23 protein-coding genes and 1 pseudogene are annotated in these 25,561 nt (G+C 72.0%); 17 read left to right on the top strand and 7 right to left on the bottom strand.

Going from position 1 to position 25,561, the window contains the following annotated elements:
* Window positions 1–152 precede the first annotated feature (152 nt).
* Entirely contained in the window at window positions 153–434 is a 282-nt protein-coding gene (locus ACFU97_RS37505; protein ID WP_016432192.1) for an HPr family phosphocarrier protein, read from the bottom strand.
* A 208-nt stretch (window positions 435–642) separates the two neighbouring features.
* Here ACFU97_RS37505 and ACFU97_RS37500 point away from each other — a divergent pair, with 208 nt between their 5' ends.
* The 4 genes from ACFU97_RS37500 to ACFU97_RS37485 are packed head-to-tail and all read left to right on the top strand — an operon-like array spanning window position 643 to window position 6,063.
* Entirely contained in the window at window positions 643–3,471 is a 2,829-nt protein-coding gene (locus ACFU97_RS37500; RefSeq protein WP_384265413.1) for a GNAT family N-acetyltransferase, read from the top strand.
* A 56-nt stretch (window positions 3,472–3,527) separates the two neighbouring features.
* Window positions 3,528–4,124 (top strand): DUF5998 family protein, encoded by a 597-nt coding sequence (locus tag ACFU97_RS37495; protein WP_384265410.1) that lies wholly within the window; start codon window positions 3,528–3,530, stop codon window positions 4,122–4,124.
* Window positions 4,124–5,371, top strand: a complete 1,248-nt coding sequence (locus tag ACFU97_RS37490; RefSeq protein ID WP_384265408.1) for an alkaline phosphatase family protein — start codon at window positions 4,124–4,126, stop codon at window positions 5,369–5,371. Before ACFU97_RS37495 ends, ACFU97_RS37490 begins: the two co-directional genes overlap by 1 nt.
* Before the next feature lie 44 nt (window positions 5,372–5,415).
* A complete protein-coding gene (locus ACFU97_RS37485; RefSeq protein WP_384265405.1) occupies window positions 5,416–6,063 on the top strand; it encodes a thymidine kinase in 648 nt (215 codons plus the stop codon).
* A 25-nt stretch (window positions 6,064–6,088) separates the two neighbouring features.
* On the opposite strand, the gene ACFU97_RS37480 is transcribed toward ACFU97_RS37485, so the two are convergent.
* Window positions 6,089–6,892 (bottom strand): VOC family protein, encoded by an 804-nt coding sequence (locus tag ACFU97_RS37480; protein ID WP_384265403.1) that lies wholly within the window; start codon window positions 6,890–6,892, stop codon window positions 6,089–6,091.
* A 284-nt stretch (window positions 6,893–7,176) separates the two neighbouring features.
* On the opposite strand from ACFU97_RS37480, the gene ACFU97_RS37475 reads away from it, so the two are divergent.
* The gene (locus ACFU97_RS37475; protein ID WP_384265400.1) at window positions 7,177–8,028 is read left to right on the top strand and encodes a sulfurtransferase; all 852 of its coding nucleotides are present in this window, start codon (window positions 7,177–7,179) and stop codon (window positions 8,026–8,028) included.
* Between the two features lie 66 nt (window positions 8,029–8,094).
* Here ACFU97_RS37475 and sepH read toward each other — a convergent pair whose 3' ends face one another.
* The 3 genes from sepH to ACFU97_RS37460 all read right to left on the bottom strand — a co-directional run bounded on the left by sepH (window position 8,095) and on the right by ACFU97_RS37460 (window position 12,070).
* Window positions 8,095–9,150 (bottom strand): septation protein SepH, encoded by a 1,056-nt coding sequence (gene sepH, locus ACFU97_RS37470; RefSeq protein ID WP_384265398.1) that lies wholly within the window; start codon window positions 9,148–9,150, stop codon window positions 8,095–8,097.
* A gap of 402 nt (window positions 9,151–9,552) precedes the next feature.
* Window positions 9,553–10,872, bottom strand: a complete 1,320-nt coding sequence (locus ACFU97_RS37465) for a D-arabinono-1,4-lactone oxidase (protein WP_384265395.1) — start codon at window positions 10,870–10,872, stop codon at window positions 9,553–9,555.
* Complete coding sequence (locus tag ACFU97_RS37460) at window positions 10,832–12,070, bottom strand: MFS transporter (RefSeq protein ID WP_384265393.1); 1,239 nt, start codon at window positions 12,068–12,070, stop codon at window positions 10,832–10,834. Before ACFU97_RS37460 ends, ACFU97_RS37465 begins: the two co-directional genes overlap by 41 nt.
* Before the next feature lie 196 nt (window positions 12,071–12,266).
* Here ACFU97_RS37460 and ACFU97_RS37455 point away from each other — a divergent pair, with 196 nt between their 5' ends.
* Window positions 12,267–13,394 carry a ferrochelatase gene (locus ACFU97_RS37455; protein WP_384265392.1) on the top strand — a complete coding sequence of 376 codons (1,128 nt, stop codon included), beginning with the start codon at window positions 12,267–12,269 and terminating at the stop codon, window positions 13,392–13,394.
* A gap of 8 nt (window positions 13,395–13,402) precedes the next feature.
* Window positions 13,403–14,218, top strand: a complete 816-nt coding sequence (locus ACFU97_RS37450; RefSeq protein WP_384265389.1) for an inositol monophosphatase family protein — start codon at window positions 13,403–13,405, stop codon at window positions 14,216–14,218.
* A 126-nt stretch (window positions 14,219–14,344) separates the two neighbouring features.
* Here ACFU97_RS37450 and ACFU97_RS37445 read toward each other — a convergent pair whose 3' ends face one another.
* Window positions 14,345–14,509: a hypothetical protein gene (locus tag ACFU97_RS37445; RefSeq protein ID WP_164932146.1), complete on the bottom strand. Its 165-nt coding sequence runs from the start codon at window positions 14,507–14,509 to the stop codon at window positions 14,345–14,347.
* A 424-nt stretch (window positions 14,510–14,933) separates the two neighbouring features.
* Between ACFU97_RS37445 and ACFU97_RS37440 the strand changes: the two genes are divergently transcribed.
* The 4 genes from ACFU97_RS37440 (at window position 14,934) to ACFU97_RS37425 (ending at window position 18,462) form a co-directional block, all read left to right on the top strand.
* Window positions 14,934–15,587 (top strand): response regulator transcription factor, encoded by a 654-nt coding sequence (locus tag ACFU97_RS37440; protein WP_016432179.1) that lies wholly within the window; start codon window positions 14,934–14,936, stop codon window positions 15,585–15,587.
* 6 nt (window positions 15,588–15,593) lie between these two features.
* Window positions 15,594–16,832, top strand: coding sequence for a sensor histidine kinase (locus tag ACFU97_RS37435; RefSeq protein WP_384265385.1), 1,239 nt, complete (start codon window positions 15,594–15,596; stop codon window positions 16,830–16,832).
* 393 nt (window positions 16,833–17,225) lie between these two features.
* A complete protein-coding gene (locus tag ACFU97_RS37430) occupies window positions 17,226–17,522 on the top strand; it encodes a DUF4193 domain-containing protein (protein WP_005481602.1) in 297 nt (98 codons plus the stop codon).
* Between the two features lie 13 nt (window positions 17,523–17,535).
* Window positions 17,536–18,462 carry a hypothetical protein gene (locus tag ACFU97_RS37425; protein WP_384265383.1) on the top strand — a complete coding sequence of 309 codons (927 nt, stop codon included), beginning with the start codon at window positions 17,536–17,538 and terminating at the stop codon, window positions 18,460–18,462.
* Window positions 18,463–18,484: 22 nt separating this feature from the next.
* Here ACFU97_RS37425 and ACFU97_RS37420 read toward each other — a convergent pair whose 3' ends face one another.
* Window positions 18,485–18,949 carry a DUF3093 domain-containing protein gene (locus tag ACFU97_RS37420; RefSeq protein WP_384265381.1) on the bottom strand — a complete coding sequence of 155 codons (465 nt, stop codon included), beginning with the start codon at window positions 18,947–18,949 and terminating at the stop codon, window positions 18,485–18,487.
* 58 nt (window positions 18,950–19,007) lie between these two features.
* Between ACFU97_RS37420 and ACFU97_RS37415 the strand changes: the two genes are divergently transcribed.
* From ACFU97_RS37415 to ACFU97_RS37390, 6 genes and pseudogenes are all read left to right on the top strand, one after another.
* Window positions 19,008–19,592 carry a PaaI family thioesterase gene (locus ACFU97_RS37415; protein WP_384265379.1) on the top strand — a complete coding sequence of 195 codons (585 nt, stop codon included), beginning with the start codon at window positions 19,008–19,010 and terminating at the stop codon, window positions 19,590–19,592.
* A complete protein-coding gene (gene dut, locus ACFU97_RS37410; RefSeq protein ID WP_384265376.1) occupies window positions 19,589–20,149 on the top strand; it encodes a dUTP diphosphatase in 561 nt (186 codons plus the stop codon). Before ACFU97_RS37415 ends, dut begins: the two co-directional genes overlap by 4 nt.
* A gap of 1 nt (window position 20,150) precedes the next feature.
* Window positions 20,151–20,906, top strand: coding sequence for a DUF3710 domain-containing protein (locus ACFU97_RS37405; RefSeq protein ID WP_384265374.1), 756 nt, complete (start codon window positions 20,151–20,153; stop codon window positions 20,904–20,906).
* A 198-nt stretch (window positions 20,907–21,104) separates the two neighbouring features.
* Window positions 21,105–22,283 carry an alginate lyase family protein gene (locus ACFU97_RS37400; protein WP_384265371.1) on the top strand — a complete coding sequence of 393 codons (1,179 nt, stop codon included), beginning with the start codon at window positions 21,105–21,107 and terminating at the stop codon, window positions 22,281–22,283.
* Between the two features lie 71 nt (window positions 22,284–22,354).
* Entirely contained in the window at window positions 22,355–23,047 is a 693-nt protein-coding gene (locus ACFU97_RS37395; protein WP_384265369.1) for an ABC transporter ATP-binding protein, read from the top strand.
* A gap of 126 nt (window positions 23,048–23,173) precedes the next feature.
* Window positions 23,174–25,522: pseudogene (locus tag ACFU97_RS37390) on the top strand (DUF4118 domain-containing protein); the annotation flags it as partial.
* Window positions 25,523–25,561 lie beyond the last annotated feature (39 nt).

The following is a 25,561-nucleotide window of genomic DNA, read 5'->3' as shown; positions in this document are numbered from 1 at the left end:
GTATACAAAGAGGGTGGAATTGGCCGGGGGGTTATTTCTGCTGCCTTCGACCGGTAATTCCGCTGGCGTTGATCGGAATTTCTGCCGGGCCGGTGGGGGAAATGCGAAGGGCTCGCCCGATAATTCGGACGAGCCCTTCTGCGGTGGCGTGGTCAGACGGTCTCGGGAAGCTCCTCGAGACCCTCGGAGACCAGCTTCGCGAGCCGGTCGAGCGCCGCGTCGGCGCCCTCGGCGTCGGAGGCGAGGACGATCTCCTCGCCCCCCTGGGCGCCGAGGCCCAGGACGGCCAGCATGGAGGCCGCGTTGACGGGGTTGCCGTCGGCCTTGGCGATCGTCACCGGGATACCTGCGGCCGTGGCGGCCCGGACGAAGATGGAAGCGGGGCGGGCGTGGAGGCCCTCGGCCCAGCCGACGTTGACGCGGCGCTCAGCCATGTGATGCTGCCCTTCGGTGTTCAGGGTTGTCTAGACCAGTTTCCCACAACGTGAAGCATGTCCGGAGCGGTCCTCCGCTCCGTCCTGGAGGTGGGTCGTCGGGCCGCGGCCTCGGCCCGACTTCGTCCTTGTTCCGTTCTCGGCGACTGCCGTCCTCCCCACAGACTGCCTCGCGCCGTTGTCGGACGCGAGCCGTACTCTGGGGCCCATGCAGACCTCGTCGGACCGGCATGAGTACCCCGCCCACTGGGAAGCCGACGTGGTGCTGCGCGACGGCGGCACCGCGCGCATCCGCCCCATCACCGTTGATGACGCCGAGCGCCTGGTCAGCTTCTACGAGCAGGTCTCGGACGAGTCGAAGTACTACCGCTTCTTCGCGCCGTACCCTCGTCTGTCCGCCAAGGACGTCCACCGCTTCACGCACCACGACTTTGTGGACCGGGTGGGACTCGCGGCCACGGTCGGCGGCGAGTTCATCGCCACCGTACGCTACGACCGCATCGGCGCCGACGGAACGCCCGCCTCGGCACCGGCCGACGAGGCCGAGGTGGCCTTCCTCGTGCAGGACGCCCACCAGGGGCGCGGCGTCGCCTCCGCGCTCCTCGAACACGTCGCCGCGGTCGCCCGCGAGCGGGGCATCCGCCGCTTCACCGCCGAGGTGCTCCCCGCCAACGTCAAGATGATCAAGGTGTTCACCGACGCCGGCTACACCCAGAAGCGCAGCTTCGAGGACGGCGTCGTCCACCTGGAGTTCGGCATCGAGCCCACCGACCGCTCGCTCGCCGTGCAGCGCGCGCGGGAGCAGCGCGCCGAGGGCCGGTCCGTACGGCGGCTGCTCCTGCCCGGCTCCGTCGCGGTCGTCGGCACCGGCCGCACGCCCGGAGGTGTGGGACGCAGCATCCTCGACAACATCCGGGACGCCGGCTTCACCGGGTCGCTGTACGCCGTGAACAAGGCGCTGCCCGAAGAGGTCAAGGAGCTCGACGGGGTGCCGGCGTACCGCTCGGTGCGGGACATCGACGGGCCCGTCGACCTCGCGGTGGTCGCCGTCCCGGCCGACCACGTGCCCGAGGTCGTCACCGAGTGCGGCGAGCACGGCGTGCAGGGCCTGGTCGTCGTCTCCGCGGGGTACGCCGAGAGCGGGCCCGAGGGGCGCGAGCGCCAGCGCGAACTCGTGCGGCACGCGCGCACGTACGGCATGCGCATCGTCGGCCCGAACGCCTTCGGCATCATCAACACCTCGCCCGGGATACGGCTGAACGCCTCCCTCGCCCCCGACATGCCCCGCCCCGGCCGGATCGGGCTGTTCGCCCAGTCCGGCGCCATCGGCATCGCCCTGCTGTCCCGGCTGCAGCGCCGCGGCGGCGGAGTCACCGGGGTCACGGGCGTCTCGACCTTCGTGTCGTCCGGCAACCGCGCCGACGTGTCCGGCAACGACCTGCTCCAGTTCTGGTACGACGACCCCGACACCGACGTCGTCCTCATGTACCTGGAGTCCATCGGCAACCCGCGCAAGTTCACCCGGCTCGCCCGGCGGACCGCGGCCGCCAAGCCGCTGGTCGTGGTGCAGGGCGCCGGTTCGGCACCCCAGGGGCACGCGGTACGGGCCACGCAACTGCCGTACACGACGGTCTCCGCACTGCTCAGACAGGCCGGGGTCATCCGCGTGGACACGATCACCGAGCTGGTCGACGCGGGCCTGCTGCTCGCGCGCCAGCCGCTGCCGACGGGACCGCGCGTGGCGATCCTCGGCAACTCCGAATCACTGGGACTGCTCACCTACGACGCCTGCCTGTCCGAAGGGCTGCGGCCGCTGCGGCCGCTCGACCTGACGACGCAGGCGTCGGCGGGCGACTTCCACGCGGCGCTGTCGCGCGCCCTGGCGGACGACGCGTGCGACGCGGTGGTGGTCACCGCGATCCCGGCGATCGGTGAGGGCTCGACGGGGGACGCGGAGCTCGCGGAGGCGCTGCGCTCGGCGGCCGAACAGGTCCCGGGCAAGCCGGTGCTCGTGGTGCACGTGGAACTCGGCGGTCTCGCCGAGGCCCTGTCGGCGGCGACGAGCACCGCGCCCGAGCCGGGCGCCAAGGCCTCCGGCGCCCGCCGGCTGCGCCCCTCGCAGCAGCTGCCGCCGCCGGTGCGGACCGAGGAACCCGCCCCCTCCGGCACCGGCCCCCGCCTCATCCCGGCCTACCCCGCGGCCGAGCGCGCGGTCCGCGCCCTCGCCGAGGCCGTGCACTACGCCCAGTGGCGGCGCGAGGCGGCCGAGCCCGGCAAGGTGCCCGAGTACGAGGACATCGACGAGAAGGGCGCCGCCCGGCTCATCGACGGCATGCTCGCGCGCGGCCAGGGACTCACGCTCGGCACCGAGGAGACCCACGAGCTGCTCGGCCGGTACGGCATCGCCGTGCGCAGGGCCGTCCCCGCCTTCACCCCGGACGACGCCGCCCGGGCCGCCGACGGTCTCGGCTACCCCGTCGCCCTCAAGGCCACCGCCCCGCACCTGCGCCACCGCGCCGACCTGGGCGGCGTACGGCTGGACCTCGCCGACGAGGAGCAACTGCGCCGCGCGTACGCCGAGTTGACCGAGCTGTTCGGGAAGCCGGAGGAACTGCGTCCGGTGGTGCAGCAGATGGCACCCCGCGGTGTGGACACCGTCGTGCGGGCCGTCATCGACCCCGCGGCCGGGGCCGTGCTGTCGTTCGGGCTCGCGGGGGCCGCCTCCCAGCTGCTCGGCGACATGGCGCACCGGCTGGTTCCGGTCACCGACCGGGAGGCGACCTCGCTGATCCGCTCGATCCGGACGGCGCCGCTGCTGTTCGGCTGGCGCGGCTCGACACCCGTCGACACGCCTGCCCTGGAGGAGCTGCTGCTGCGGGTGTCCCGGCTGGTCGACGATCACCCCGAGGTCGTGGCGGTCACCCTGGAGCCCGTCGTGGTCGCACCGCGTGGCCTGACCGTTCTCGGCGCCTCGGTCCGTCTCGCGCCGCCGCCGGCCCGGGGCGACCTCGGTCCGCGCACCCTCCCCCTGTACTGAGACGTGTACACGGACACCGCATGACCGGTGCCTCGCAGTCGGTGCACCCCTTTAGGATGGACGTCATGGCCAAGACCAGTACGACGACCCAGGGGCTGCGTGCGGCGATCGAGCGCAGCGGCTACTACCCGGCCCTCGTGGCCGAGGCGGTGGAGGCCGCCGTGGGCGGCGAGCCCATCCGGTCGTACCTGGTCCACCAGGAGACGACGTTCGACCAGAACGAGGTGCGGCGGCACGTGACCGTGCTCGTCCTCACCGGCAACCGCTTCATCGTCAGCCACACCGACGAGCAGGCGGCGGACGACACCTCCCCGACGCCGTACGCGACGACCTCGACGGAGTCGGTGAAGCTCGGCCGGATCTCGTCGGTCGTGGTCAGCCGCGTGGTCGCCAACCCGGAGCAGTACCAGCCGGGCACGCTGCCCCGCGAGGTCGTCCTCACCATCGGCTGGGGCGCCGTCTCCCGCATCGACCTCGAACCGGCCGCCTGCGGCGACCCCAACTGCGAGGCGGACCACGGGTACACGGGCAACTCGACGGCGGACGACCTCAGCCTGCGCGTCAGCGAGGCCGGGGACGGGCCGGAGACGGTGCGCCAGGCGCTCGCCTTCGCCCAGTCCCTCTCCGAGGCGACCGCGGACACCGGCCGCTGATGGCCCACCCGTCTCCCCCCTCCGCCCATGATCGAGGGCGCTCCGCGCCCACATCTGCCGATTCCGCCTCCTGGGACGCCCACCCCGAACCCCTCGCCGTCGACTCCGCGCCCCTGCCCGAGTACGGCAGCGGCTCGCTCGCCGACCTGCTGCCCACGCTGGCCGCCGGCATGGGCGTGCCGGACACGACGGCCGCGATCACCGAGCTGACGCCTGCCGACCGCAACTGCGTCTTCCTGATCGACGGCCTCGGCTGGGAGCAGCTGAAGGCCCACCCGGACGAGGCCCCCTTCCTGACCTCGCTCCTCGGCAGCTCGCGCGGCGGCACCGGCCGCCCCCTGACCACCGGCTACCCGGCGACCACGGCGACCTCCCTGGCCTCCGTCGGCACCGGCCTGCCGCCCGGCGCGCACGGCCTGCCCGGCTACACCGCGCGCAACCCCGAGACCGGCGAGCTGATGAACCAGCTGCGCTGGCAGCCCTGGACGCAGCCGCGGAAGTGGCAGCCGTACCCCACCGTCTTCCAGCGGGCCCACGACGCGGGCGTGCACGCGGCCCAGGTGTCCTCGCCCACCTTCGAGACCACCCCGCTGACCAAGGTCGCGCTCAGTGGCGGAACGTTCCTCGGGCGGCTGTCCGGCGAGGAGCGCATGGACCTCGCCGCCGAGCAACTGGCGGCCGGCGACCGCTCCCTGGTCTACACGTACTACGCCGAGCTCGACGGCGCCGGCCACCGCTACGGCGTGGCGTCGGACACCTGGCGCGGCCAGCTCATGCACGTCGACCGGCTAGTGCAGCGCCTCGCCGAGCAACTGCCGGAGCGCACCGCGCTGTACGTCACCGCCGACCACGGCATGATCGACGTCCCCTTCGACGAGGAGCACCGCATCGACTTCGACGCGGACTGGGAACTGCGGGCCGGCGTCGCCCTGCTGGGCGGCGAGGGCCGGGCCCGGCACGTGTACGCGGTCCCCGGTGCCCACAACGACGTCCTGACGGTCTGGCGCGAGGTGCTCGGCGAGCAGTTCTGGATCGCCTCGCGGGACGAGGCGATCGCGGCCGGCTGGTTCGGCCCGCGCATCGACGAGCGGGTGTACGCGCGCATCGGCGACGTCGTCGCGGCCGCCCGTGACGACGTCCTGATCATCGCCTCCGAGCGGGAGCCGAAGGAGTCGGCGATGGTCGGCAACCACGGTTCGATGACCCCTGCCGAGCAGCTGATCCCCCTGCTCGAAGTACGCTCCTGAAGCCCGACCGCCGATCCCGCACACCGAAAGGTGCTCAACTCGCCATGCCCGAGCTGGTCTTCTTCTCCGGAACCATGGACTGCGGGAAGTCGACGCTGGCTCTGCAGATCGAGCACAACCGCTCGGCGCGCGGCCTGGCGGGCATGATCTTCACGCGCGACGACCGGGCGGGCGAGGGCAAGCTCTCCTCCCGGCTCGGCCTGGTCACGGACGCGGTGGAGGTCGAGGACGGGCAGGACCTGTACGCGTACCTCGTCGACCACCTCTCGCAGGGCGGCCGCGCGGACTACGTCATCGCGGACGAGGCGCAGTTCCTGGCGCCCGAGCAGATCGACCAACTCGCGCGTGTGGTCGACGACCTGGGCCTGGACGTGTACGCCTTCGGCATCACGACGGACTTCCGCACCAAGCTCTTCCCCGGCTCGCAGCGCCTGATCGAGCTGGCCGACCGCGTCGAGGTCCTCCAGGTGGAGGCCCTGTGCTGGTGCGGCGCCCGCGCCACGCACAACGCCCGCACGATAGGCGGCGCCATGGTCGTCGAGGGTGCGCAGGTCGTGGTCGGGGACGTCAACCAGCCGGAGGACATCGGCTACGAGGTCCTGTGCCGGCGCCACCACCGCCGCCGTATGACGGCGGCGACGTCCGGGTCGGCGGCGCTGTCCCCGGACGTGCTGCCGATGTCGCAGGTCTAGGACCCGGGCGGGCGGGGGCCGCGGCTCAGCGCGGGCTCTCGATCAGGCAGAAGCGGGCGCCCTCGGGGTCGGCCACCGTGGCCACGCGCCCGTGGGCTCCGTCCTTGGGCGGCGACAGCACATGGCCGCCCAGGTCCACCACACGCTCCACCGTCTCGTCCACGTCGGCGGCCTCGAAGTACGTGATCCAGTGCGGGCCCCGGTCACGGGGCAGCGCGTGGCCCACGCCGTGGATGCCGGCGACCGGGCGGCCCTCGATCTGCAGCGTCAGATAGTCGAAGTCGGCGGAGACGACCGCCTCCTCCTCGTAGCCGAAGACCGTCTCGTAGAACTTGGCCACGCTCACCGACTCGAAGGTCAGCAGCTCGTTCCAGGCGGGGGTGCCGGGCACGCCCGTGATGCCCGTGCCCAGGTGCTCGGCCGCCTGCCAGATGCCGAAGACGGCGCCCGAGGGGTCCGAACCGATCGCGAGCCGGCCGGCCTCGGCGGCGTCCAGCGGCCCCACGCCGATGGTGCCGCCGCACAGCCGCACGGTCTCGGCGGTCACGTCCACGTCGTCCGAGGCCAGGTAGGGCGTCCAGGCGATGGGCAGATGGCGGTCCGGCGGCAGCTGGCCGATGCCGGCCACCTCGGCGCCGTCGAGCAGCGCCCGCACGTACGGGCCGAGCTGCTGCGGGCCCGGCCTGAACTCCCAGCCGAACAGCGCGCCGTAGAACTCCTGGGTGGTGGTCAAGCCGTGCACCATCAGACTCACCCAGCAGGGCGTGCCGGGCGCGTGACGCGTGTGCGTCCCGCCGTCCGGACCGGCCGGTCCCCGTGCCTCGGTCATCGTCGCTCTCTCCTCGACCCCTCGCGGTGGCCCCGTGGCCCCGCTCTCCGGATCTCCGTGCCGATGCTCGCACCACCGGCGCCGGTGCGCGCTCCGGGCGCGCCGCCCTTCCCGGAGGATGCCCGGTGTGCGGTTTCCCATCCGTTTCTGTGCGATTGCCGACGAATGTCGATCAGCTGTACAGCATGTGCTCGAACCCGTACGCCTCGTGATCGAGGCTGTCCGGCCGAGCAGAGTAGCCGGACATGGACGATGCGGCCACCCCGTGCGCAAGGATGGTGACCATGAACGCCATCATCTCCGCTTCCGAACTCGCGAGCGATCTGGCGGGGCAGCGCCCGCCCGTCCTGCTCGACGTCCGCTGGCAGCTCAGCGTGGCCAAGGCGGCCGGTGAGCCGGCCTTCGACGGACGTGCCGCGTACGCGGCCGGACACATCCCCGGTGCCGTCTACGTCGACCTGGACGACGAACTCGCCTCCGAGCCCGGCGAGAACGGCCGTCATCCGCTGCCGGACCTGGAGGTGTTCGGCGCCGCGATGCGGCGGGCGGGGGTCACGGCCGCGCGGCCGGTGGTCGTGTACGACGGCGGACAGGGCTGGGCCGCCGCCCGTGCGTGGTGGCTGCTGCGCTGGACGGGTCACCCGGACGTACGGGTCCTCGACGGCGGGCTGCCGACCTGGGAGGGCCCGTCGCAGACGTCCGTGCCCACGCCCGCCGAGGGCGACTTCGAACCGGTGCCGGGCGCCGGGGGGCTGCTGGACGCCGACGGCGCCGCGGCCCTGGCCCGCGCCGGCGTGCTGTTCGACGCGCGAGCCGGCGAGCGGTACCGCGGCGAGGTGGAGCCGATCGACCGGATCGGCGGGCACATCCCGGGCGCGGTGTCGGCGCCCACGAACGAGAACGTGGGCGGCGACGGCCGGTTCCTGCCCGCGGAGGAGTTGGCCGGACGCTTCAAGGCCCTTGGTGCGGCGGACGGTTCACCGGTCGGCGTCTACTGCGGCTCGGGCGTCTCCGGGGCCCACGAGGTGCTCGCGCTGGCGGTCGCGGGCATCGACGCGGCGCTGTACGTGGGGTCGTGGTCGGAGTGGTCGTCGGACCCGTCCCGCCCGGTGGCCGTGGGGCCCGATCCGCAGTGACACCGCGCTGTCGCGCACGAGAAGGGGCCGCACCCACCGGGTGCGGCCCTCGTCCTCGTACGGCTGTCAGTCCTGCTTCTTGCGCCGCGTCCCGAACACGATCTCGTCCCAGCTCGGGACCGCCGCGCGCCGGCCGGGGCGGACGCCGTCGGCCTCGGCCTGGCGGTCGGTGGCGCCGACGAGACGGTCGCGGTGGCTGCTGACGGAGCGCGGCATGAGGACGTCCGCGTAGGCGGAACCGGCCGAGGCCGCGGGGGCCGGCGGCTCCTCCGCCTCGGGCTCGGCGGGAGGCTCCTCCGCGGGCGGTGCCGGCGGCGGCGGGGTGTCCGGAGCCGGGCGCTCCGGTACCACCAGGTCGCCGCGGAAGCTCGGCACGGCCTCCAACAGGCTGGTCAGCGAGTCCCGTTCGCCCGTGCTCTCCTCTGCGGGCTCGGACGCCTGCGCGGGCAGGCTCGGCCGCTCCCGGTCCAGGGCGCGGTCCAGCGGGCGGTCGCGCGGCAGCCGTGCGATGCGCGGCACGAACGGGAAGCTGGGCTCCGGGGCCGCGAGGTCCTCGGACTCGCCGATGAGCGAGCGCGCCTCGTCGTCGACCGCCTGCACGAGCCGCCGGGGCGGGTCGTACGTCCAGCTCGCCGAGTGCGGTTCGCCCGCGACCCGGTAGACCAGCAGGACCTCCCAGGTGCCGTCGTCGCGGCGCCACGAGTCCCACTGCACGGTGTCCTTCTCAGCACCGCGCAGCAGCAGCCGCTCCTGGACGGCCTCGCCGAGCTGCGGACCGGCGTTCTCGCCGGGGCGGCGGACGGGCGTCTTGCGGGCCCGCTCGGCCATGAACGCGCGCTCGGCGAGCACCGGGCCCTCGAAGCGGCGGACGCGGTCGACGGGGATGCCGGCGAGCTGGGCCACCTCTTCGGCGGTCGCACCGGCGCGTATACGTGCCTGGATGTCGCGGGGGCGGAGATGGCTCTCCACCTCGATCTCGATCTGGCCGAGGCGGGGCCGGTCGCCACGCACCGCCGCGCGCAGGCGTTCGTCGATCGGAAGCGTGTACTCCGTTGAGTCGGCAGCCTTCAGCACCAGCCGTGTGCCGTCATTCGAGACGGCCACGACACGCAGTTCGGGCATGGGGACCTCCCGGGTGGTGCCTGCCGACGTCACGTGCGTCGCTGCTTCCGCTAGTCGAGTGTGGCCTGCCCGGGTGCAGCCTGCCACAACCTTGCCGAGTTGCCCGGCGTGTCGGGCACGGGCCCTGGACCGCCGTTATGGCACGGTTACCTATTCGCAACGCTAAGTGACCAACTCCGTCACCCTGTGCAACTAGCCCCCTCATGGCGGTCCTTGAAGGTCACGGACGCCCTGGCGGGAGACCGGACCCAGGGCTCGCAACAGTACTCCATTCGGGCCACGTGCGTGGATTGGCGCGCCGCTCAACTTCTGGCAAGGGGCGGTACCCGGCCGGTGGTTGAGCGGATCCGGCGATCTTGAACGTGGCGTACTTCACGCAATCGCCAGAAACGGAACCAATGGTTACGAGCCCAACACCCGCCGCAGGTAGGCGTTCTGGAAGCGCCGGTCCGGGTCGAGCCGGTCACGCAGCGCGGTGAACTCGCCGAAGCGCGGATAGACCGAGGAGAAGTACTCGGCGTCCCGTGTGTGCACCTTGCCCCAGTGCGGCCGGCCCTCGTGCGCGGTGAAGATGCGCTCGGCGGCGGTGAAGTAGGCCTGGTACGGCGTGCCCCTGAACATGTGGACGGCGATGTACGCGCTGTCGCGCTCCGACGCCGTGGACAGGGTGATGTCGTCGGCCGGGGCGGTGCGCACCTCGACCGGGAAGCTGACCCGAAGACCGGAGCGGTCCACCATCGCCCTGATCTCGCGCAGCGTCTCGGTCAGGGCCTCGCGCGGGACGGCGTACTCCATCTCCACGAAGTGCACCCGGCGCGGGGAGGTGAAGACCTTGTACGGAATGTCGGTGTAACCACGGGCGGACAGGGCCGTGCTGGAGAGCCGGGCGATCGCCGGGACGGTGGCGGGCGCCGCGCGGCCGACCCACTGGGCGACCTGGAAGACGCCGTTGGAGAGGAACTCGTCCTCGAACCAGCCCGCGACCGGGGACACCGGCTTCTCCGGGCCCGCGCTGCGGTTGTTGCGCTTGGTGTTGGTGTTGCCGGTGTGCGGGAACCAGTAGAACTCGAAGTGCTCGTTCTCGGCCCACAGTTCGTGGAAGTCGGCGAGCACCTTGTCCAGGGGCATCGGCTCCTCGCGCGCGGTGAGCAGGAAGATCGGCTCCACGGCGAAGGTGATCGCGGTGACGATGCCGAGCGCGCCGAGGCCGATCCGGGCGGCCGCGAAGACCTCCGGATTCTCCTTCTCGGAGCAGGTGAGCACCGAGCCGTCGGCGGTGACCAGCTCAAGTCCCCTGATCTGGGCGGCGATGGAGGCCGACTCGCGGCCCGTGCCGTGCGTGCCGGTGCTGGTGGCGCCGGAGACCGTCTGCTCCATGATGTCGCCCATGTTCGTGAGCGACAGGCCCTCGCGGGCCAGGGCCATGTTGAGTCTCTTGAGCGGGGTGCCCGCCTCGACCGTGACCGTCATGGCATCGCGGTCGATCCTGCGGATGCCGGTCAGCAGTTGAGGGCGGATCAGCACACCGTCGGTGGCGGCGATGGACGTGAAGGAGTGCCCGCTGCCGACGGCCTTCACGGTCAGGCCGTCCTCCGCGGCCCGGCGCACCGCCGCGGACAGTTCCTCCACGGACGCCGGCGCGACCTCGCGCGCCGGGCGGGCCGAGACGTTGCCGCCCCAGTTACGCCACGTGCCGTTCTTCGCGCTCGCTGTGCTGCTCAACGGTGCCTCCCCGTTGCGTAGCCGGCCTGCTCAGCCGGCGGTACCCCAGAAAACCGACCGCCACCGCGACGGCCCCGGACACCGCCGGGACCCCGTACCCGGCACGCGCGCCGGCCGCGTCGATGACCCAGCCGGCCACCGAGGAGCCGAGCGCGACGCCGACCGCGAGCCCGGTGCTCACCCAGGTCATGCCCTCGGTCAACTGCGTGCGCGGTACGTGCTCTTCGATGAGGGACATCGTCGTGATCATCGTGGGAGCGATGGACAGGCCCGCAACGAACAGCGCCACGGCCAGAAGCGGCAAGTTTCCGACCAGTAGGAGGGGGATCATACTCACGCCCATCGCACATACGCCCAGCAGCCAGCGGCGGGCGGGCGCCCCGGCGAAGTGCAGCAGCCCGAACACGACCCCCGCCACGCAGGAGCCCGCCGCGTACAGGGCGAGCACGAGGCTCGCGGCGGCCTTGTGCCCGCGCTCGTCGGCGAAGGCCACCGTGACCACGTCGACGGCTCCGAAGATCGCCCCGGTCGCCGCGAAGGTGGCCACCAGCACCTGCAGGCCGGGGGAGCGCAGTGCGGTACCGCCGCCGTGCTGCTCGCGCGGGTGCGGTGCGGGCTCCGTGGCGCGCTGCGCGGTCAGCCAGAAGACGCCGGCCGCCAGGAAGCAGGCGGCGAGCAGCGGGCCGGCCTCCGGGAACCAGGCCGTGGACAGGCCGATCGAGATGATCGGCCCGAAGATGAAGCACACCTCGTCGACGACGGATTCGAAGGAGTACGCGGTGTGCAGCTTCGGAGTGCCCCGGTACAGGGCGGCCCAGCGGGCGCGGATCATCGCGCCGAGGCTGGGCACCGAGCCGATGCCCGCGGCGCAGACGAACAGCACCCAGTCCGGCCACCGGAAGTGCGCGGCGAGCAGCAGCCCGGCCGCCGCGGAGAGCGCGACCAGGGTCGCGGGGCGCAGCACCCGGCGCTGTCCGTACTGGTCCACCAGCCGGGAGATCTGCGGCCCGATCGCCGCGGCCGCGAGCGCGATGGTGGCCGACAGCGCGCCGGCGAGCCCGTAGCGCCCGGTGAGCTGGGAGATCATCGTGACCACGCCGATGCCCATCATCGACAGCGGCATCCGGCCGAGGAGGCCCGCGGCGGAGAAACCCTTGGTGCCGGGGGCGGCGAACAGGGCGCGGTAGGGGCTGGGCACGGGGTCTCCGGTGGGTACGGATCGGTAACCGGACGGTGCGGATCAGTAAGGTGCTACTGCGGCTGATACAGCTTACGAGTGAGGTCACCCTAATGCACCCGTCATTCCGCCGGTGAACGCCTCAGGACCCGGGCCCGGCCCCCTCCCGCCACCCCGCCGTTTCCCGGCCGTCGGTGCCGGGTGGGAGGATCGCTCCATGTCAGACGCGCTCGATGCCAGCCCCTACGACGCCCTTCTGCTGCTCTCGTTCGGCGGCCCGGAGGGCCCGGACGACGTGGTCCCGTTCCTGGAGAACGTGACGCGCGGGCGGGGCATCCCCAAGGAACGCCTGAAGGAAGTCGGGCAGCACTACTTCCTCTTCGGCGGGGTCAGCCCGATCAACGACCAGAACCGTGCCCTGCTGGACGCCCTGCGCAAGGACTTCGCGGAGCACGGCCTGGACCTGCCGGTCTACTGGGGCAACCGCAACTGGGCGCCCTACCTGACGGACACCCTGCGCGAGATGGTCGCCGACGGCCGCCGCCGCATCCTGGTCCTGGCCACCAGCGCGTACGCCTCGTACTCCGGCTGCCGCCAGTACCGCGAGAACCTCGCCGACTCGCTGGCCGCCCTGGAGGCCGAGGGTCTCGAGCTGCCGAAGATCGACAAGCTCCGGCACTACTTCAACCACGAGGGCTTCGTACGGCCCATGGTGGACGGCGTGCTGCAGTCCCTGGCCGACCTTCCCGAGGACGCGCGCGCGGGCGCGCACATCGCCTTCTCCACCCACTCGATCCCGACCGCGTCGGCGGACACCTCCGGCCCGGTCGAGGCCCACGGCGAGGGCGGGGCCTACGTCGAGCAGCATCTGGAGGTGGCGCAGCTGATCGCCGACGCCGTGCGCGAGCGCACCGGCGTCGACCACCCCTGGCAGCTCGTCTACCAGTCGCGCTCCGGCGCCCCGCACATCCCATGGCTCGAGCCCGACATCTGCGACCACCTGGAGGAGCGGCACGCGGCCGGCGTCCCGGCGGTCGTCATCGCCCCCATCGGCTTCGTCTCCGACCACATGGAGGTCCTCTACGACCTCGACACCGAGGCCAGGGCCAAGGCCGAGGAGCTCGGGCTGCCGATGCGCCGCTCGGCCACGGTCGGCGACGACCCGCGCTTCGCCGCCGCGGTCCGCGACCTCGTCCTGGAGCGCGCCTCGGTGGAGCGCGGCGAGGACGTGACGCCCTGTGCCCTGGGCGCGCTCGGCCCGAGCCACCACCTCTGCCCGGCCGGCTGCTGCCCGGCCCGCGCACCCCGCCCGGCCGCCGCGGGCGCCGACAGCCCCTACGCGTGAGGAGCGCCGTGACCGACCCCCTGCACCAGGACCTGCTCGCGCTCGCCCAGGAGGCCGCCCGCCGCGCCGGGGAGCTGCTGCGGGACGGCCGCCCGGCCGACCTCGCGGTCGCCGCGACCAAGTCGAGCCCGATCGACGTGGTCACCGAGATGGACATCGCGGCGGAGAAGCTGATCACGGACCTGATCTCCGAGCGCCGCCCGGACGACGGCTTCCTCGGCGAGGAGGGCGCCTCCACCGAGGGCACGAGCGGCGTCCGCTGGGTGATCGACCCGCTCGACGGCACGGTCAACTACCTCTACGGCCTTCCCACTTGGGCCGTGTCCATCGCGGCCGAGCAGGACGGCGAGACCGTCGTCGGGGTGGTGGCGGCCCCGATGCGCGGCGAGACGTACCACGCGGTCCGCGGCGGCGGGGCCCGCGCCACCGGCGCCTGGGAGGGCGAGCGCACGCTGGCCTGCCGCCCCGCGCCGCCTCTCGACCAGGCCCTGGTCTCGACGGGCTTCAACTACGTCACCGAGGTCCGCGTCCACCAGGCCGAGGTCGCCAGGAAGCTGATCCCGCTGCTGCGCGACATCCGGCGCGGCGGCTCGGCCGCGGTCGACCTGTGCGACGTGGCGTCCGGCCGCCTCGACGGCTACTTCGAGCGGGGGCTCCACGCGTGGGATCTCGCGGCGGGGGACCTCATCGCGCGGGAAGCGGGCGCCCTGACCGGTGGACGGCCCGGAGAGCGCCCCGGAGGCGATCTCGCGATCGCCGGCACCCCGGGCGTCTTCGAGCCCCTCCAGCGGCTCCTGGAGGACTTCGGCGCCTGGCACGACTGACGAGGTGTCCGCAGGCCGGCACCGCGGCGAACAGCAGGTGAACGTGGCCGCGGCACAGCACGACGGGCCCCCGGCGCTGGATTCGCCGGGGGCCCGTCGGTGCCGTGCTGCCGAGCTGATCGGACGCTAGGCGCCGACCTCCACACCGTGTTCGGCGGCGAGGCGGCGCAGGTCGTCGAGCTCGCCCTGCTCCACCTCGACGAGGAAGTCGTCGCCTTCGTCGCGAGCCCGCGTCAGGTCGGACTCGGTCGTCTTTATGCGCTGCAGAAGTCCTGCGGTGAAAGCGTCCATGCTGCGCCCCCTCGTCCTGGGTCGTGGGTCGATGGCACGGGGGTGTGCCGTTCGGAAGGGGCGATCACGTCTCCTGCGAGTGCCCGGCGCAGCCGTGCCGGGCGGCGACGGTGCCGGACACCCACGCCCACTCTGCGGTAAGCGGATTGCGCCGTGCCGCATGGTGCTGCGGCACTAGCAGAGCGTGATCGCGGGGTATGAACCGTCCTCCCCCCGCTCCCTTCCGTGGAAACCTCAACCCGACGACAAAATCTTTGATTCCCGGGTCTCACACCTGTCCTTCATCCGGTGCTCATCCGCCGCCCACCCGTCTTACTGCCGACTTATGACCGAAAAGGGCAGGATGGAGGCACCAACCCGAGACGGACCCCCTGCCCGCGTGTGCCTTCCGGCTGCGCGGGCGGACACAGGAAGGACTTGCGACGTGCGCGTACTCGTCGTCGAGGACGAGCAACTGCTCGCCGATGCGGTGGCCACCGGACTGCGCCGGGAGGCCATGGCCGTCGACGTCGTGTACGACGGTGCGGCCGCCCTGGAGCGCATCGGCGTCAACGACTACGACGTGGTCGTCCTCGACCGCGACCTCCCGCTCGTCCACGGCGACGACGTGTGCCGCAAGATCGTCGAGCTGGGCATGCCCACGCGCGTGCTGATGCTCACGGCCTCCGGCGACGTCAGCGACCGGGTCGAGGGCCTGGAGATCGGCGCCGACGACTACCTGCCCAAGCCCTTCGCGTTCAGCGAGCTGATCGCACGCGTGCGTGCCCTCGGCCGGCGCACCAGCGTGCCGCTGCCGCCCGTCCTGGAGCGCTCGGGCATCAAGCTCGACCCCAACCGCCGCGAGGTCTTCCGCGACGGCAAGGAGGTCCAGCTCGCGCCCAAGGAGTTCGCCGTCCTGGAGGTTCTGATGCGCTCCGAGGGCGCCGTCGTCTCCGCGGAGCAGCTCCTGGAGAAGGCCTGGGACGAGAACACCGACCCGTTCACGAACGTCGTGCGCGTGACCGTCATGACACTGCGCCGCAAGCTGGGCGAGCCCCCTGTCATCGTCACCGTGCCCGGCTCCGGCTACCGGATCTGATACGCAATGGCAGCAACACCCGCTCTCCCCACCGCGCCGCCCAAACCCACCTGGGACCCCCGCAAGCCCGAACCGCCGTTCCCGTGGCTGCGCCCCACCATCCGCATACGGCTCACCCTGCTGTACGGCGGCATGTTCCTCATCGCCGGCATCCTGCTGCTGTCGATCATCTATCTGCTGGCGGCCCAGGCGCTGCACGAGGGCAGTGGCCAGTCCTTCCAGGTGACCGGCTCCAACCTCGACATGACCAGCACCACCTGCCCCGCCCTGAACTCGGCGCCGCCGGCCGAGCTGAACTCGATCCTCAAGCAGTGCGACGCCGTCCAGCGCCAGCACGCGCTGGACGACCTCCTCAGCCGCTCGCTGCTGGCCCTGCTCGGCCTCGCCGTGATCGCCTTCGCGTTCGGCTACGCGATGGCGGGCCGCGTCCTGTCCCCGCTCGGCCGGATCCTGCGCACGGCGCGTGCGGTGGCCGGCTCGGACCTGTCCCGCCGGATCGAGCTGGACGGCCCGGACGACGAGATCAAGGAGCTGGCCGACACCTTCGACGACATGCTGGAGCGCCTCCAGCGCGCCTTCACCGCCCAGCAGCGCTTCGTCGGCAACGCCTCGCACGAGCTGCGCACGCCCCTCGCGATCAACCGCACGCTCCTCGAGGTCCATCTCTCCGATCCGAACGCGCCCATGGAGCTCCAGCAGCTCGGCAAGACACTCCTGGCGACCAACGAGCGCAGCGAGCAGCTCGTCGAGGGCCTGCTGCTGCTCGCCCGCAGCGACAACCAGATCGTCGAGCGCAAGCCCGTGGACCTCGCCGAGGTGGCCGAGCAGGCCGTCGACCAGGTGCGCGCGGAGGCGGACGCCAAGGGCGTGGAGATGCGCGGCGAGCAGAAGCCCGCCGTCGTCCAGGGCAACGGCGTCCTGCTGGAGCGGATCGCCCTGAACCTCGTGCAGAACGCCGTGCGGTACAACGTGCCGGAGGACGGCTGGGTCGAGGTCACCACCGACGTCCAGCACGGGCAGGCGGTCCTCGTCGTGACCAACACCGGACCCGTCGTACCGGCGTACGAGATCGACAATCTCTTCGAGCCCTTCCGGCGGCTGCGCACCGAGCGCACGGGGAGTGACAAGGGCGTCGGACTGGGGCTGTCCATCGTCCGGTCGGTGGCCCGCGCGCACGGCGGCCACATCTCGGCACGGCCGCGTGAGGGGGGTGGACTCGTGATGCGGGTGACACTGCCGATCTGAGACCATGTCCCGGACACGCGGGGATGTTCGCTTTGCGCGGAATTTTCTGGCCGCCGGATGGCCTATCCCGTGTGTGATCGATCACATGGGCGATTTTCTGGCCATCTACTCTCCGTGATCATGATGACTTCCGGAAAGCCGGGAAAATCCGGGTTTTCGGGTCACCTGATCACGGGAAGTACAGGGTGAGATGCCTTTGAACAGCGGCATGGGGACCGTGTACGGTCCCGTTCGCCATCCAAGCCGATCACTCTTGAGGGGTCCGGTTGGGTGTCGATTGAGTAACAGACCTTGATGTGAGGCAAAATCTCCGCCTCGGGTCGGGCACAAGTCCGGCCTCTCACGCGTTACGTGCGCTGGAGACACCGCAGACACCCAGAGGGGGAGAGCGACATGGCAACGGATTACGACACTCCACGCAAGACCGACGACGACGTCGACTCGGACAGCCTTGAAGAGCTGAAGGCCCGGCGGAACGACAAGTCGACGTCCGCCGTCGACGTCGACGAGTTCGAGGCCGCGGAAGGCCTGGAGCTGCCCGGCGCGGACCTCTCCAACGAGGAGCTGGCCGTCCGGGTGCTGCCGAAGCAGCAGGACGAGTTCACCTGCATGAGCTGCTTCCTGGTGCACCACCGCAGTCAGCTGGCCCGGGAGAAGAACGGTCAGCCGATCTGCCGCGACTGCGACTGAGGCCGGGTCGGCCGTGACTGGCTCGACCCCACCTTGGAAGCGCCGCTTCCCGATGGCGGGAGCGGACGAAGGGCCGTACGACGGCCCTCACGGCGCGCGTGACGACGAGCGGGGCCCCTCCGGTGCGACGGACGGTACGGACGGGTCCACGGGATCGGCCTCGCTCGAACCGGCGGCCGGCCGGGGTGACCTCCCGGCCCCGCCGACGACGTCTGCGCCCGTCGCGAAGCGGCGGGCCGCGGTCATCCGCGACAAGGCGCGCGCAGGCGTGCGCAAGAGCGGCAGCGCCGCGCGATCCGGTCTGGCCTACGTCGCCGACCGGATCATCGACATCGCCCCGCGGGTCCCCGTGCGGGACCTCGCCACCCTCCGCAAACAGTTCCCGGGCCTCGGGCCCGAGCAGCTCGCGGACAAGCTCGTGGCGGGCGCGGCGGCCGCCACCTCCACCGTCGGGGCCGGCGTCGGAGCGGCGGCGATGCTGCCCGTACCGCCCGCGATGCCGACGGAGATCGCCGCCGAGATCACCGGTGTCGCCGCGATCGAGCTCAAGCTGATCGCCGAACTCCACGAGGTCTACGGCGTACGCCCGCCCGGCAACCTCAAGCAGCGCAGCACCGCGTATCTGAACTCCTGGTCGGGGGAGCGCCGGATCGACGTGGCCAAGCCGGCGACCGTCACCTCGGCGCTCAACAGCCACGCCAAGCAGCAGCTGCGCCAGCAGATCATGAAGCGCACGGTGCGCGACCTGCCGAACCTGATGCCCTTCATGGTGGGCGCGGCGGTGGGCGCGGTCATGAACCGCCGCGACACCAAGAAGCTCGCCGGACGCATCCGCCGGGACCTGCGCAAGGTCCAGGTGCCCTGGGACGCGCTGCCCGCGCTGCCTCCGCTGGAGGCACCCGCCGATCCGCTGGACCTGGACGACGAGGCCGCGGGCTGAGCCCTTACGGCCCTGGCCGCACCTACGCGGCCGCCTCCCGCGCCGCCTTCAGCGCCGCCGCGAGCCGCTCGGGCTCCCGCGTCGACAGGTACAGGTACGGCGTCGGGTCCTCGGGGTCGGTGACCTCCACCCGCAGGGCCCTCGGGATGTAGGCGCGCAGCAGCAGGAAGGCGCGGGTGTCGGCCTTGTACGTGCGCCAGGCGCGCGCCTCCTCCGGGTCCAGCACCTCCGCCTCGCCCAGGGCCGTGACCGGGATCTTCGCCTCGCCCGCGATCAGCGAGCCGCCCACCACACGGATGCGGACCGAGCCGTACGAGCTCGCCACCACGGCCGCCGCCGCGGTGCCGCCGACCAGCCCGCCGAGCAGCGGCAGGGTGCCGAACGGCAGCAGGATCAGGGCGAAGGAGACGCCCACCAGGAAGGAGATCAGCCACCACGAGCGGGGGGCCGTGAGGCGTTCTTCGTACGGGGCGGTGGAGAGCTGCATGAGGCCAAGCTTGGCACGGTGTCCGGAATCGCCGGACGCGCGGGTAAGGTCTGCGGCTGTGAGTGGTACTTCCCCAGCTCTTCAGCCTCCCGCCGACGCGGTGCGACCCGTGCGGCACCCCGACGCCCCCGCGCCCGGGGAGCCTCTCGGTGCCCACTACGAACAGTGTTTCGGGTGCGGTGGCGAGCAGCCCCACGGACTGCACCTGGAGGCGCGGGCCGGCGAAGGCGTCACGATCACCGCCGAGTTCACCGTGCAGCCCGCCCACCAGGGCGCTCCCGGTCTCGCGCACGGCGGCGTGCTCGCGACCGCGCTCGACGAGACGCTCGGCTCGCTGAACTGGCTGCTGCGGACGATCGCCGTGACCGGACGGCTGGAGACCGACTTCGTGCGGCCGGTCCCGGTGGGCACCACCCTGCATCTGACGGCCGAGGTCACCGCGGTGGCGGGCCGCAAGATCTACTCGACCACCACCGGGCGCATCGGCGGCCCGGACGGGCCCGTCGCGGTCCGTGCGGACGGCCTGTTCATCGAGGTGAAGGTCGACCACTTCATCGACAACGGCCGCCCGGAGGAGATCCGTGCCGCCATGAGCGACCCCGATCAGCAAAGGCGCGCCCGCGCCTTCGAGGTGAACCCGTGAGCCCTGCTCCCCGTCCCGAGCTCGACGTGCTGATCCGCCGCGTCGATCCGGACGTACCGCTTCCGACGTACGAGCACCCCGGCGACGCGGGAGCCGATCTGCGGACCACCGAGGCGTGCGAACTCGGGCCCGGTGAGCGGACCGTGCTGTCCACCGGGGTGTCTGTCGCGCTCCCCGAGGGGTACGCGGCCTTCGTGCATCCTCGATCCGGTCTGGCCGCCCGGTGCGGTGTCGCCCTCGTGAATGCCCCGGGGACGGTTGATGCCGGGTACCGTGGGGAGATCAAGGTGATCGTGGTGAATCTCGACCCGCGCGAGGCCGTGCGGTTCGAGCGCTTCGACCGGATTGCCCAACTGGTCGTCCAGCAGGTCGAGAGGGTCCGCTTCCAGGAGGTCGCGGAGCTTCCCGACTCGGCGCGGGCCGAAGGGGGCTTCGGGTCCACCGGGGGCCACGCCTCGGTGGCCGGAACCAGCAGCACGAACGGTCAGGCCGCCGAGGGCGGCCGGGCGGGTGGGAATCGATACGCATCGGTCGTATCCGACCGGGAAGGACAGTGACGTGTTCGGACGTCGCAATAAGAAGGGTGCCGCCGAGGACGCGGCCGGCGAGGCCGAGCAGGTCGTCGACAGCGTCGACACTGAGGCGGACGAGGAAGAGCGCGGGCGCGTGCGGCTCGAACCCGGGCCGCGGCCCGACGGACCCTGGGACGACTCCGAGGTGCGCGACCCCGCCGAGGGCCGCGTGGACCTGGGCGGCATGTTCGTGCCCGGGGTCGACGGCATGGAACTGCGGGTCGAGGTCGCGGGCGACGCGATCGTCGCGGCGACCGTCGTGCTGCGCGACAGCGCCATCCAGCTGCAGGCCTTCGCCGCTCCCAAGCGCGAGGGCATCTGGGGCGAGGTGCGCGAGGAGATCGGCTCCGGCATCACCCAGCAGGGTGGGATCATCGACGAGGTCGAGGGCCCGTTGGGCTGGGAGCTGCGGGCCCAGGTGCCGGTGCAACTGCCGGACGGCACGGGCGGTTTCCAGGTCGTGCGGTTCGTCGGTGTGGACGGTCCGCGCTGGTTCCTGCGCGGTGTGATCTCGGGGCAGGGCGCGGTGCAGCCGCAGGCGGCCGGCCTGCTCGAGCAGATCTTCCGGGACACGGTCGTGGTCCGCGGCGAGGGCCCGATGGCGCCCCGCGACCCGATCGTCCTGAAGCTGCCGAACGACGCGCAGATGGTGCCCGAGGGCGTGCAGCAGGAGGAGTCCTCGCGCTTCGCCGGCGGCATGGGCCAGCTCCAGCGCGGCCCGGAGATCACAGAGGTCCGCTAGACGCTCCGCGGAGCACGGATCCGGTCGGGGAACAGACCGGGTCGAAGAACAGATCGGGAGCCGCACCCCCAGGGGTGCGGCTCTTTCGCGTACGCGACCCCTTGACGGTGCATTGGTCTGTACCTACCGTTCCGGCTCACACGCGTCTGTTCATAAAGGCGCTTCGCGTTCACATACGAGAACGGAAGGCACCCCCACATGCGCCGAACCGCCCTCCTCGCCGCCACGTCCGCGCTTGTCGTGGGCATGCTCGCGTGGCCCAGCGCCCGCCACGCGGACGCCGCCCCCAGTGCCTTCGTCCACCCCGGCGTCACCGTCTCCAGAGCCCAGCTGGACTTCGCGCGCACCAAGGTCGACGCCGGCGCCCAGCCCTGGAAGGGCGCCTTCGACCAGATGATGGCGAGCAAGTACGCGGACCTGAACCGCACGCCGAAGCCGCGCGCGACGGTCGAGTGCGGCTCGTACTCGAATCCCAACTACGGCTGCACGGACGAGCGCGAGGACGCGATCGCCGCGTACACCGACGCGCTCGCCTGGTACATCACGCGCGACGACCGCTACGCGAGGAAGTCCATCGAGCTGATGGACGCCTGGTCCGCCGTGATCAAGGACCACACCAACAGCAACGCGCCCCTGCAGACGGGCTGGGCCGGCTCCTCCTGGCCCAAGGCCGCCGAGATCATCAAGTACACGTACACCGGAACCTGGGCGAACTCCGGCCGCTTCGCGACCATGCTCCGCGACGTCTACCTCCCGGAGATCATCAACGGCTCCAACTCCAACGGCAATTGGGAACTGACGATGATGGAGGCCGCCGTGGGCATCTCCGTCTTCCTGGACGACAAGGCGTCGTACGACAAGGCCATGGCGACGTTCCGCACCCGTACGGCCGCCTATGTGTACCTGGCCTCCGACGGCGACCTGCCGAAGACCGTGCCGAGCCAGCACCTCGACACGAAGGCGAAGATCGTCAGCTACTGGCAGGGGCAGTCCACCTTCGTCACCGGCCTCACCCAGGAGACCTGCCGCGACTTCACCCACACGGGCTACGGCATCTCCTCGATCTCGCACGTCGCCGAGACCAGCCGGATCCAGGGCCAGGACCTCTACGGCACCGACGTCGGCGAGCGGCTGCGGCAGGCGCTCGGGTTCCAGTCCAAGTACCAGCTGGGCACGGCCGCCCCGAGCTGGCTGTGCGGCGGATCGCTGAAGCTCGGGCTCGGGCCGGTCACCGAGGTCGGCTACAACGCCCTGCACAACCGCCTCGGCATCGCGATGACCAACACCCAGACGCTGACCGAGCAGCAGCGCCCGGCGGGGAGCAACAACCTCTTCGTCGCCTGGGAGACCCTCACCCACGGGGACAATCCGAGCTGACCGACCGTTGAAGGACCGGGCGCCGGACGGCGATACTGGCGCCCGGCCGACGGCTGCACGGGGGAGGGCGCATGAGCCAGGTGGTCACCGAGACCATGGTGCGGGTCGAGAACGTCCACAAGTCCTACGGTCACGGGGCGGCCGCGGTGCACGCCCTGCGCGGCGTCTCCTTCGAGGTGCCGCGCGGTGAGCTCGTGGCCCTCAAAGGGCGCTCGGGATCGGGCAAGACCACGCTCCTGAACATCGTCGGCGGACTCGACGCGCCCGACGAGGGCCGGGTCACCGTCGACGGCCTCGACCTGTCGGGCCTCGGCGAGGACGGGCTCCTCGCCCTGCGCCGCGACCGCGTCGGCTTCGTCTTCCAGTCCTTCGGGCTCATCCCGATCCTCACGGCCGCCGAGAACGTCGGCGTGCCGCTGCGGCTGCGCCGGGCCGAGGTCCGCGAGCGCGAGGAGCGCGTGGAGCTGCTGCTCGCCCTGGTCGGCCTCGCCGACCACGCGGCGCAGCGGCCCGGCGAGCTGTCCGGCGGCCAGCAGCAGCGCGTCGCCATCGCCCGCGCCCTGGCGAACAGCCCCTCGCTGCTGATCGCCGACGAGCCGACCGGCCAGCTGGACGCGGAGACCGGTCACGCCGTCATGGAACTGCTGCGGGCCGTCGTCCACAGCGAGCGGGTCACGGCTCTCGTCGCCACCCACGACGCGACGCTGCTGGACCTGGCCGACCGGGTCCTGGAGCTGAGCGACGGGGAGATCGTCGAGCACTGACCCGCCGGGCCCGTCAGAGATGCGTCAAAGACGGCACTTGCCCCGCCTCTCGTCCCTTTTGTCCCGAACGCTCGCCGTAAGGTCGACGCTGCGTGCATCGCAGGGAACGGGAAGACAATAGGGGCCATGGGACGCGGCAAGCTTCGGATCTACCTCGGTGCGGCACCGGGCGTCGGCAAGACGTACGCCATGCTCTCCGAGGCGCACCGGCGCGTGGAGCGGGGCACCGACTGCGTCGTGGGCTTCGTCGAGCACCATGACCGGCCGCGCACCGAGGTGATGCTGCACGGCCTGGAGCAGGTGGCGCGCCAGGAGCTGGAGTACCGCGGCACCACGTTCACCGAGATGGACGTGGACGCCGTACTGGCCCGCCGTCCCCAGGTGGCCCTCGTGGACGAGCTCGCGCACAGCAACGTCCCCGGCTCCCGCAACGCCAAGCGCTGGCAGGACGTGGAGGAGCTGCTCGCCGCAGGCATCGACGTCGTCTCCACCGTCAACATCCAGCACCTGGAGTCACTCGGCGACGTCGTCGAGTCGATCACCGGGGTGCGGCAGCGGGAGACGGTGCCGGACGAGGTGGTGCGGCGGGCGGACCAGATCGAGCTGGTCGACATGTCGCCCGAGGCGCTGCGCCGGCGCATGGCGCACGGCAACATCTACCAGCCCGACAAGGTCGACGCGGCCCTGTCCAACTACTTCCGGCCCGGCAACCTCACCGCCCTGCGGGAACTGGCGCTGCTGTGGGTGGCCGACCGGGTCGACGAGTACCTGAAGCAGTACCGCAGCGAGCACCGCGTCTCCAAGATCTGGGGCTCGCGCGAGCGGATCGTGGTCGGCCTGACCGGCGGACCCGAGGGCCGCACCCTCATCCGGCGCGCCGCGCGCCTGGCCGAGAAGGGCGCCGGTGGCGAGGTGCTCGCCGTCTACATAGCCAGCAGCGACGGGCTGACGGCCGCCTCGCCGAAGGAACTGGCCGTGCAGCGCACCCTCGTCGAGGACCTGGGCGGCACCTTCCACCACGTCGTCGGCGACGACATACCGGCGGCCCTGCTCGCCTTCGCGCGCGGGGCCAACGCCACCCAGATCGTGCTCGGCGTCTCCCGGCGCAAGAGCTGGCAGTACGTCTTCGGGCCGGGCGTCGGCGCGACCGTGGCCCGCGACTCCGGACCGGACCTGGACGTCCACCTCATCACCCACGGCCAGGTGGGCAAGGGGCGCGGGCTGCCGGTGGCCCGCGGGGCACGGCTCGGCCGCTCCCGGATCATCGCCGGCTGGGTGGTCGGCGTGATCCTCCCGGCCGTCCTCGCGGTGCTGCTCAACAGCGTCCACCTGGGACTCGCCAACGACATGCTGCTGTTCCTGGCGGTGACGGTCGCGGCGGCGCTGCTCGGCGGGCTGCTGCCCGCGCTGGCCTCGGCCGCGGTGGGCTCCCTGCTGCTGAACTACTTCTACACACCGCCGCTGCACCGCTTCACCATCGCCGACCCCAAGAACATCGTCGCGATCGCCATCTTCGTCGGCGTGGGCGCCTCGGTGGCCTCGGTCGTCGACCTCGCCGCCCGCCGCACCCACCAGGCCGCCCGGCTGCGCGCCGAGTCGGAGATCCTCTCCTTCCTCGCGGGCAACGTGCTGCGCGGCGAGACCGGCCTGGAGGACCTCCTCGAACGGGTCCGCGAGACCTTCGGCATGGAGTCGGCGGCCCTGCTGGAGCGGGCGAGCGACCACGACCCGTGGACCTGCGCGGGCCGCGCGGGCCTCGGGCCGGCGGTCGGGCGGCCGGAGGACGCCGACGTGGACGTGCCGGTCGGAGACCACCTGGCGCTGGCGCTCACCGGCCGCGTGCTGCCCGCCGAGGACCGCCGGGTGCTGGCCGCGTTCGCCGCCCAGGCCGCCGTCGTACTGGACCGCACGCGCCTGCAGGAGGAGGCCGAACGGGCCCGTGCGCTGGCCGAGGGCAACCGCATCCGTACGGCGCTGCTGGCCGCCGTCAGCCATGACCTGCGCACCCCGCTCGCCGGGATCAAGGCGTCGGTGTCGTCGCTGCGCTCGGACGACGTGGCGTGGTCCGAGGAGGACCAGGCGGAGCTGCTGGAGGGCATCGAGGAGGGCGCCGACCGGCTCGACCACCTCGTGGGCAACCTGCTGGACATGTCCCGGCTGCAGACCGGCACGGTCACCCCGCTGATCCGCGAGGCCGACCTCGACGAGGTCGTGCCGATGGCGCTGGTCGGAGTGCCCGAGGGCAGCGTCGGCCTCGACGTGCCGGAGACCCTGCCCATGGTCGCCGTCGACCCGGGGCTGCTGGAGCGGGCGATGGCGAACCTGGTCGAGAACGCCGTGAAGTACAGCCCGCCCGGCAAGGAGGTCCTGGTCGCCGCGAGCGCCATCGCCGACCGGGTGGAGGTGCGGGTCGTCGACCGCGGCCCCGGCGTCCCCGACGAGGCCAAGGAGCGCATCTTAGGGCCTTTGAAGCGCTAAGGGTAAGTTCCGGGGGTGGACGGCGTAGGAAACGGG

It is taken from the genome of Streptomyces sp. NPDC057616, assembly GCF_042800575.1.
Lineage (GTDB): Bacteria > Actinomycetota > Actinomycetes > Streptomycetales > Streptomycetaceae > Streptomyces.
This window is presented reverse-complemented; position numbering and strand designations above follow the sequence as displayed.

Excerpts from the sequence above, each read along its gene's own strand:
- ACFU97_RS37420 (WP_384265381.1), bottom strand. The coding sequence starts at position 18,949 with ATGCAGCTCTCCACCGCCCCGTACGAAGAACGCCTCACGGCCCCCCGC.
- ACFU97_RS37445 (WP_164932146.1), bottom strand. The coding sequence starts at position 14,509 with ATGGACGCTTTCACCGCAGGACTTCTGCAGCGCATAAAGACGACCGAG.
- ACFU97_RS37500 (WP_384265413.1), top strand. The coding sequence starts at position 643 with ATGCAGACCTCGTCGGACCGGCATGAGTACCCCGCCCACTGGGAAGCC.
- ACFU97_RS37480 (WP_384265403.1), bottom strand. The coding sequence starts at position 6,892 with ATGACCGAGGCACGGGGACCGGCCGGTCCGGACGGCGGGACGCACACG.
- ACFU97_RS37455 (WP_384265392.1), top strand. The coding sequence starts at position 12,267 with ATGTCAGACGCGCTCGATGCCAGCCCCTACGACGCCCTTCTGCTGCTC.
- ACFU97_RS37485 (WP_384265405.1), top strand. The coding sequence starts at position 5,416 with ATGCCCGAGCTGGTCTTCTTCTCCGGAACCATGGACTGCGGGAAGTCG.
- ACFU97_RS37395 (WP_384265369.1), top strand. The coding sequence starts at position 22,355 with ATGAGCCAGGTGGTCACCGAGACCATGGTGCGGGTCGAGAACGTCCAC.
- ACFU97_RS37430 (WP_005481602.1), top strand. The coding sequence starts at position 17,226 with ATGGCAACGGATTACGACACTCCACGCAAGACCGACGACGACGTCGAC.
- ACFU97_RS37475 (WP_384265400.1), top strand. The coding sequence starts at position 7,177 with ATGAACGCCATCATCTCCGCTTCCGAACTCGCGAGCGATCTGGCGGGG.
- ACFU97_RS37505 (WP_016432192.1), bottom strand. The coding sequence starts at position 434 with ATGGCTGAGCGCCGCGTCAACGTCGGCTGGGCCGAGGGCCTCCACGCC.
- ACFU97_RS37435 (WP_384265385.1), top strand. The coding sequence starts at position 15,594 with ATGGCAGCAACACCCGCTCTCCCCACCGCGCCGCCCAAACCCACCTGG.
- ACFU97_RS37490 (WP_384265408.1), top strand. The coding sequence starts at position 4,124 with ATGGCCCACCCGTCTCCCCCCTCCGCCCATGATCGAGGGCGCTCCGCG.
- ACFU97_RS37400 (WP_384265371.1), top strand. The coding sequence starts at position 21,105 with ATGCGCCGAACCGCCCTCCTCGCCGCCACGTCCGCGCTTGTCGTGGGC.
- ACFU97_RS37495 (WP_384265410.1), top strand. The coding sequence starts at position 3,528 with ATGGACGTCATGGCCAAGACCAGTACGACGACCCAGGGGCTGCGTGCG.
- sepH (WP_384265398.1), bottom strand. The coding sequence starts at position 9,150 with ATGCCCGAACTGCGTGTCGTGGCCGTCTCGAATGACGGCACACGGCTG.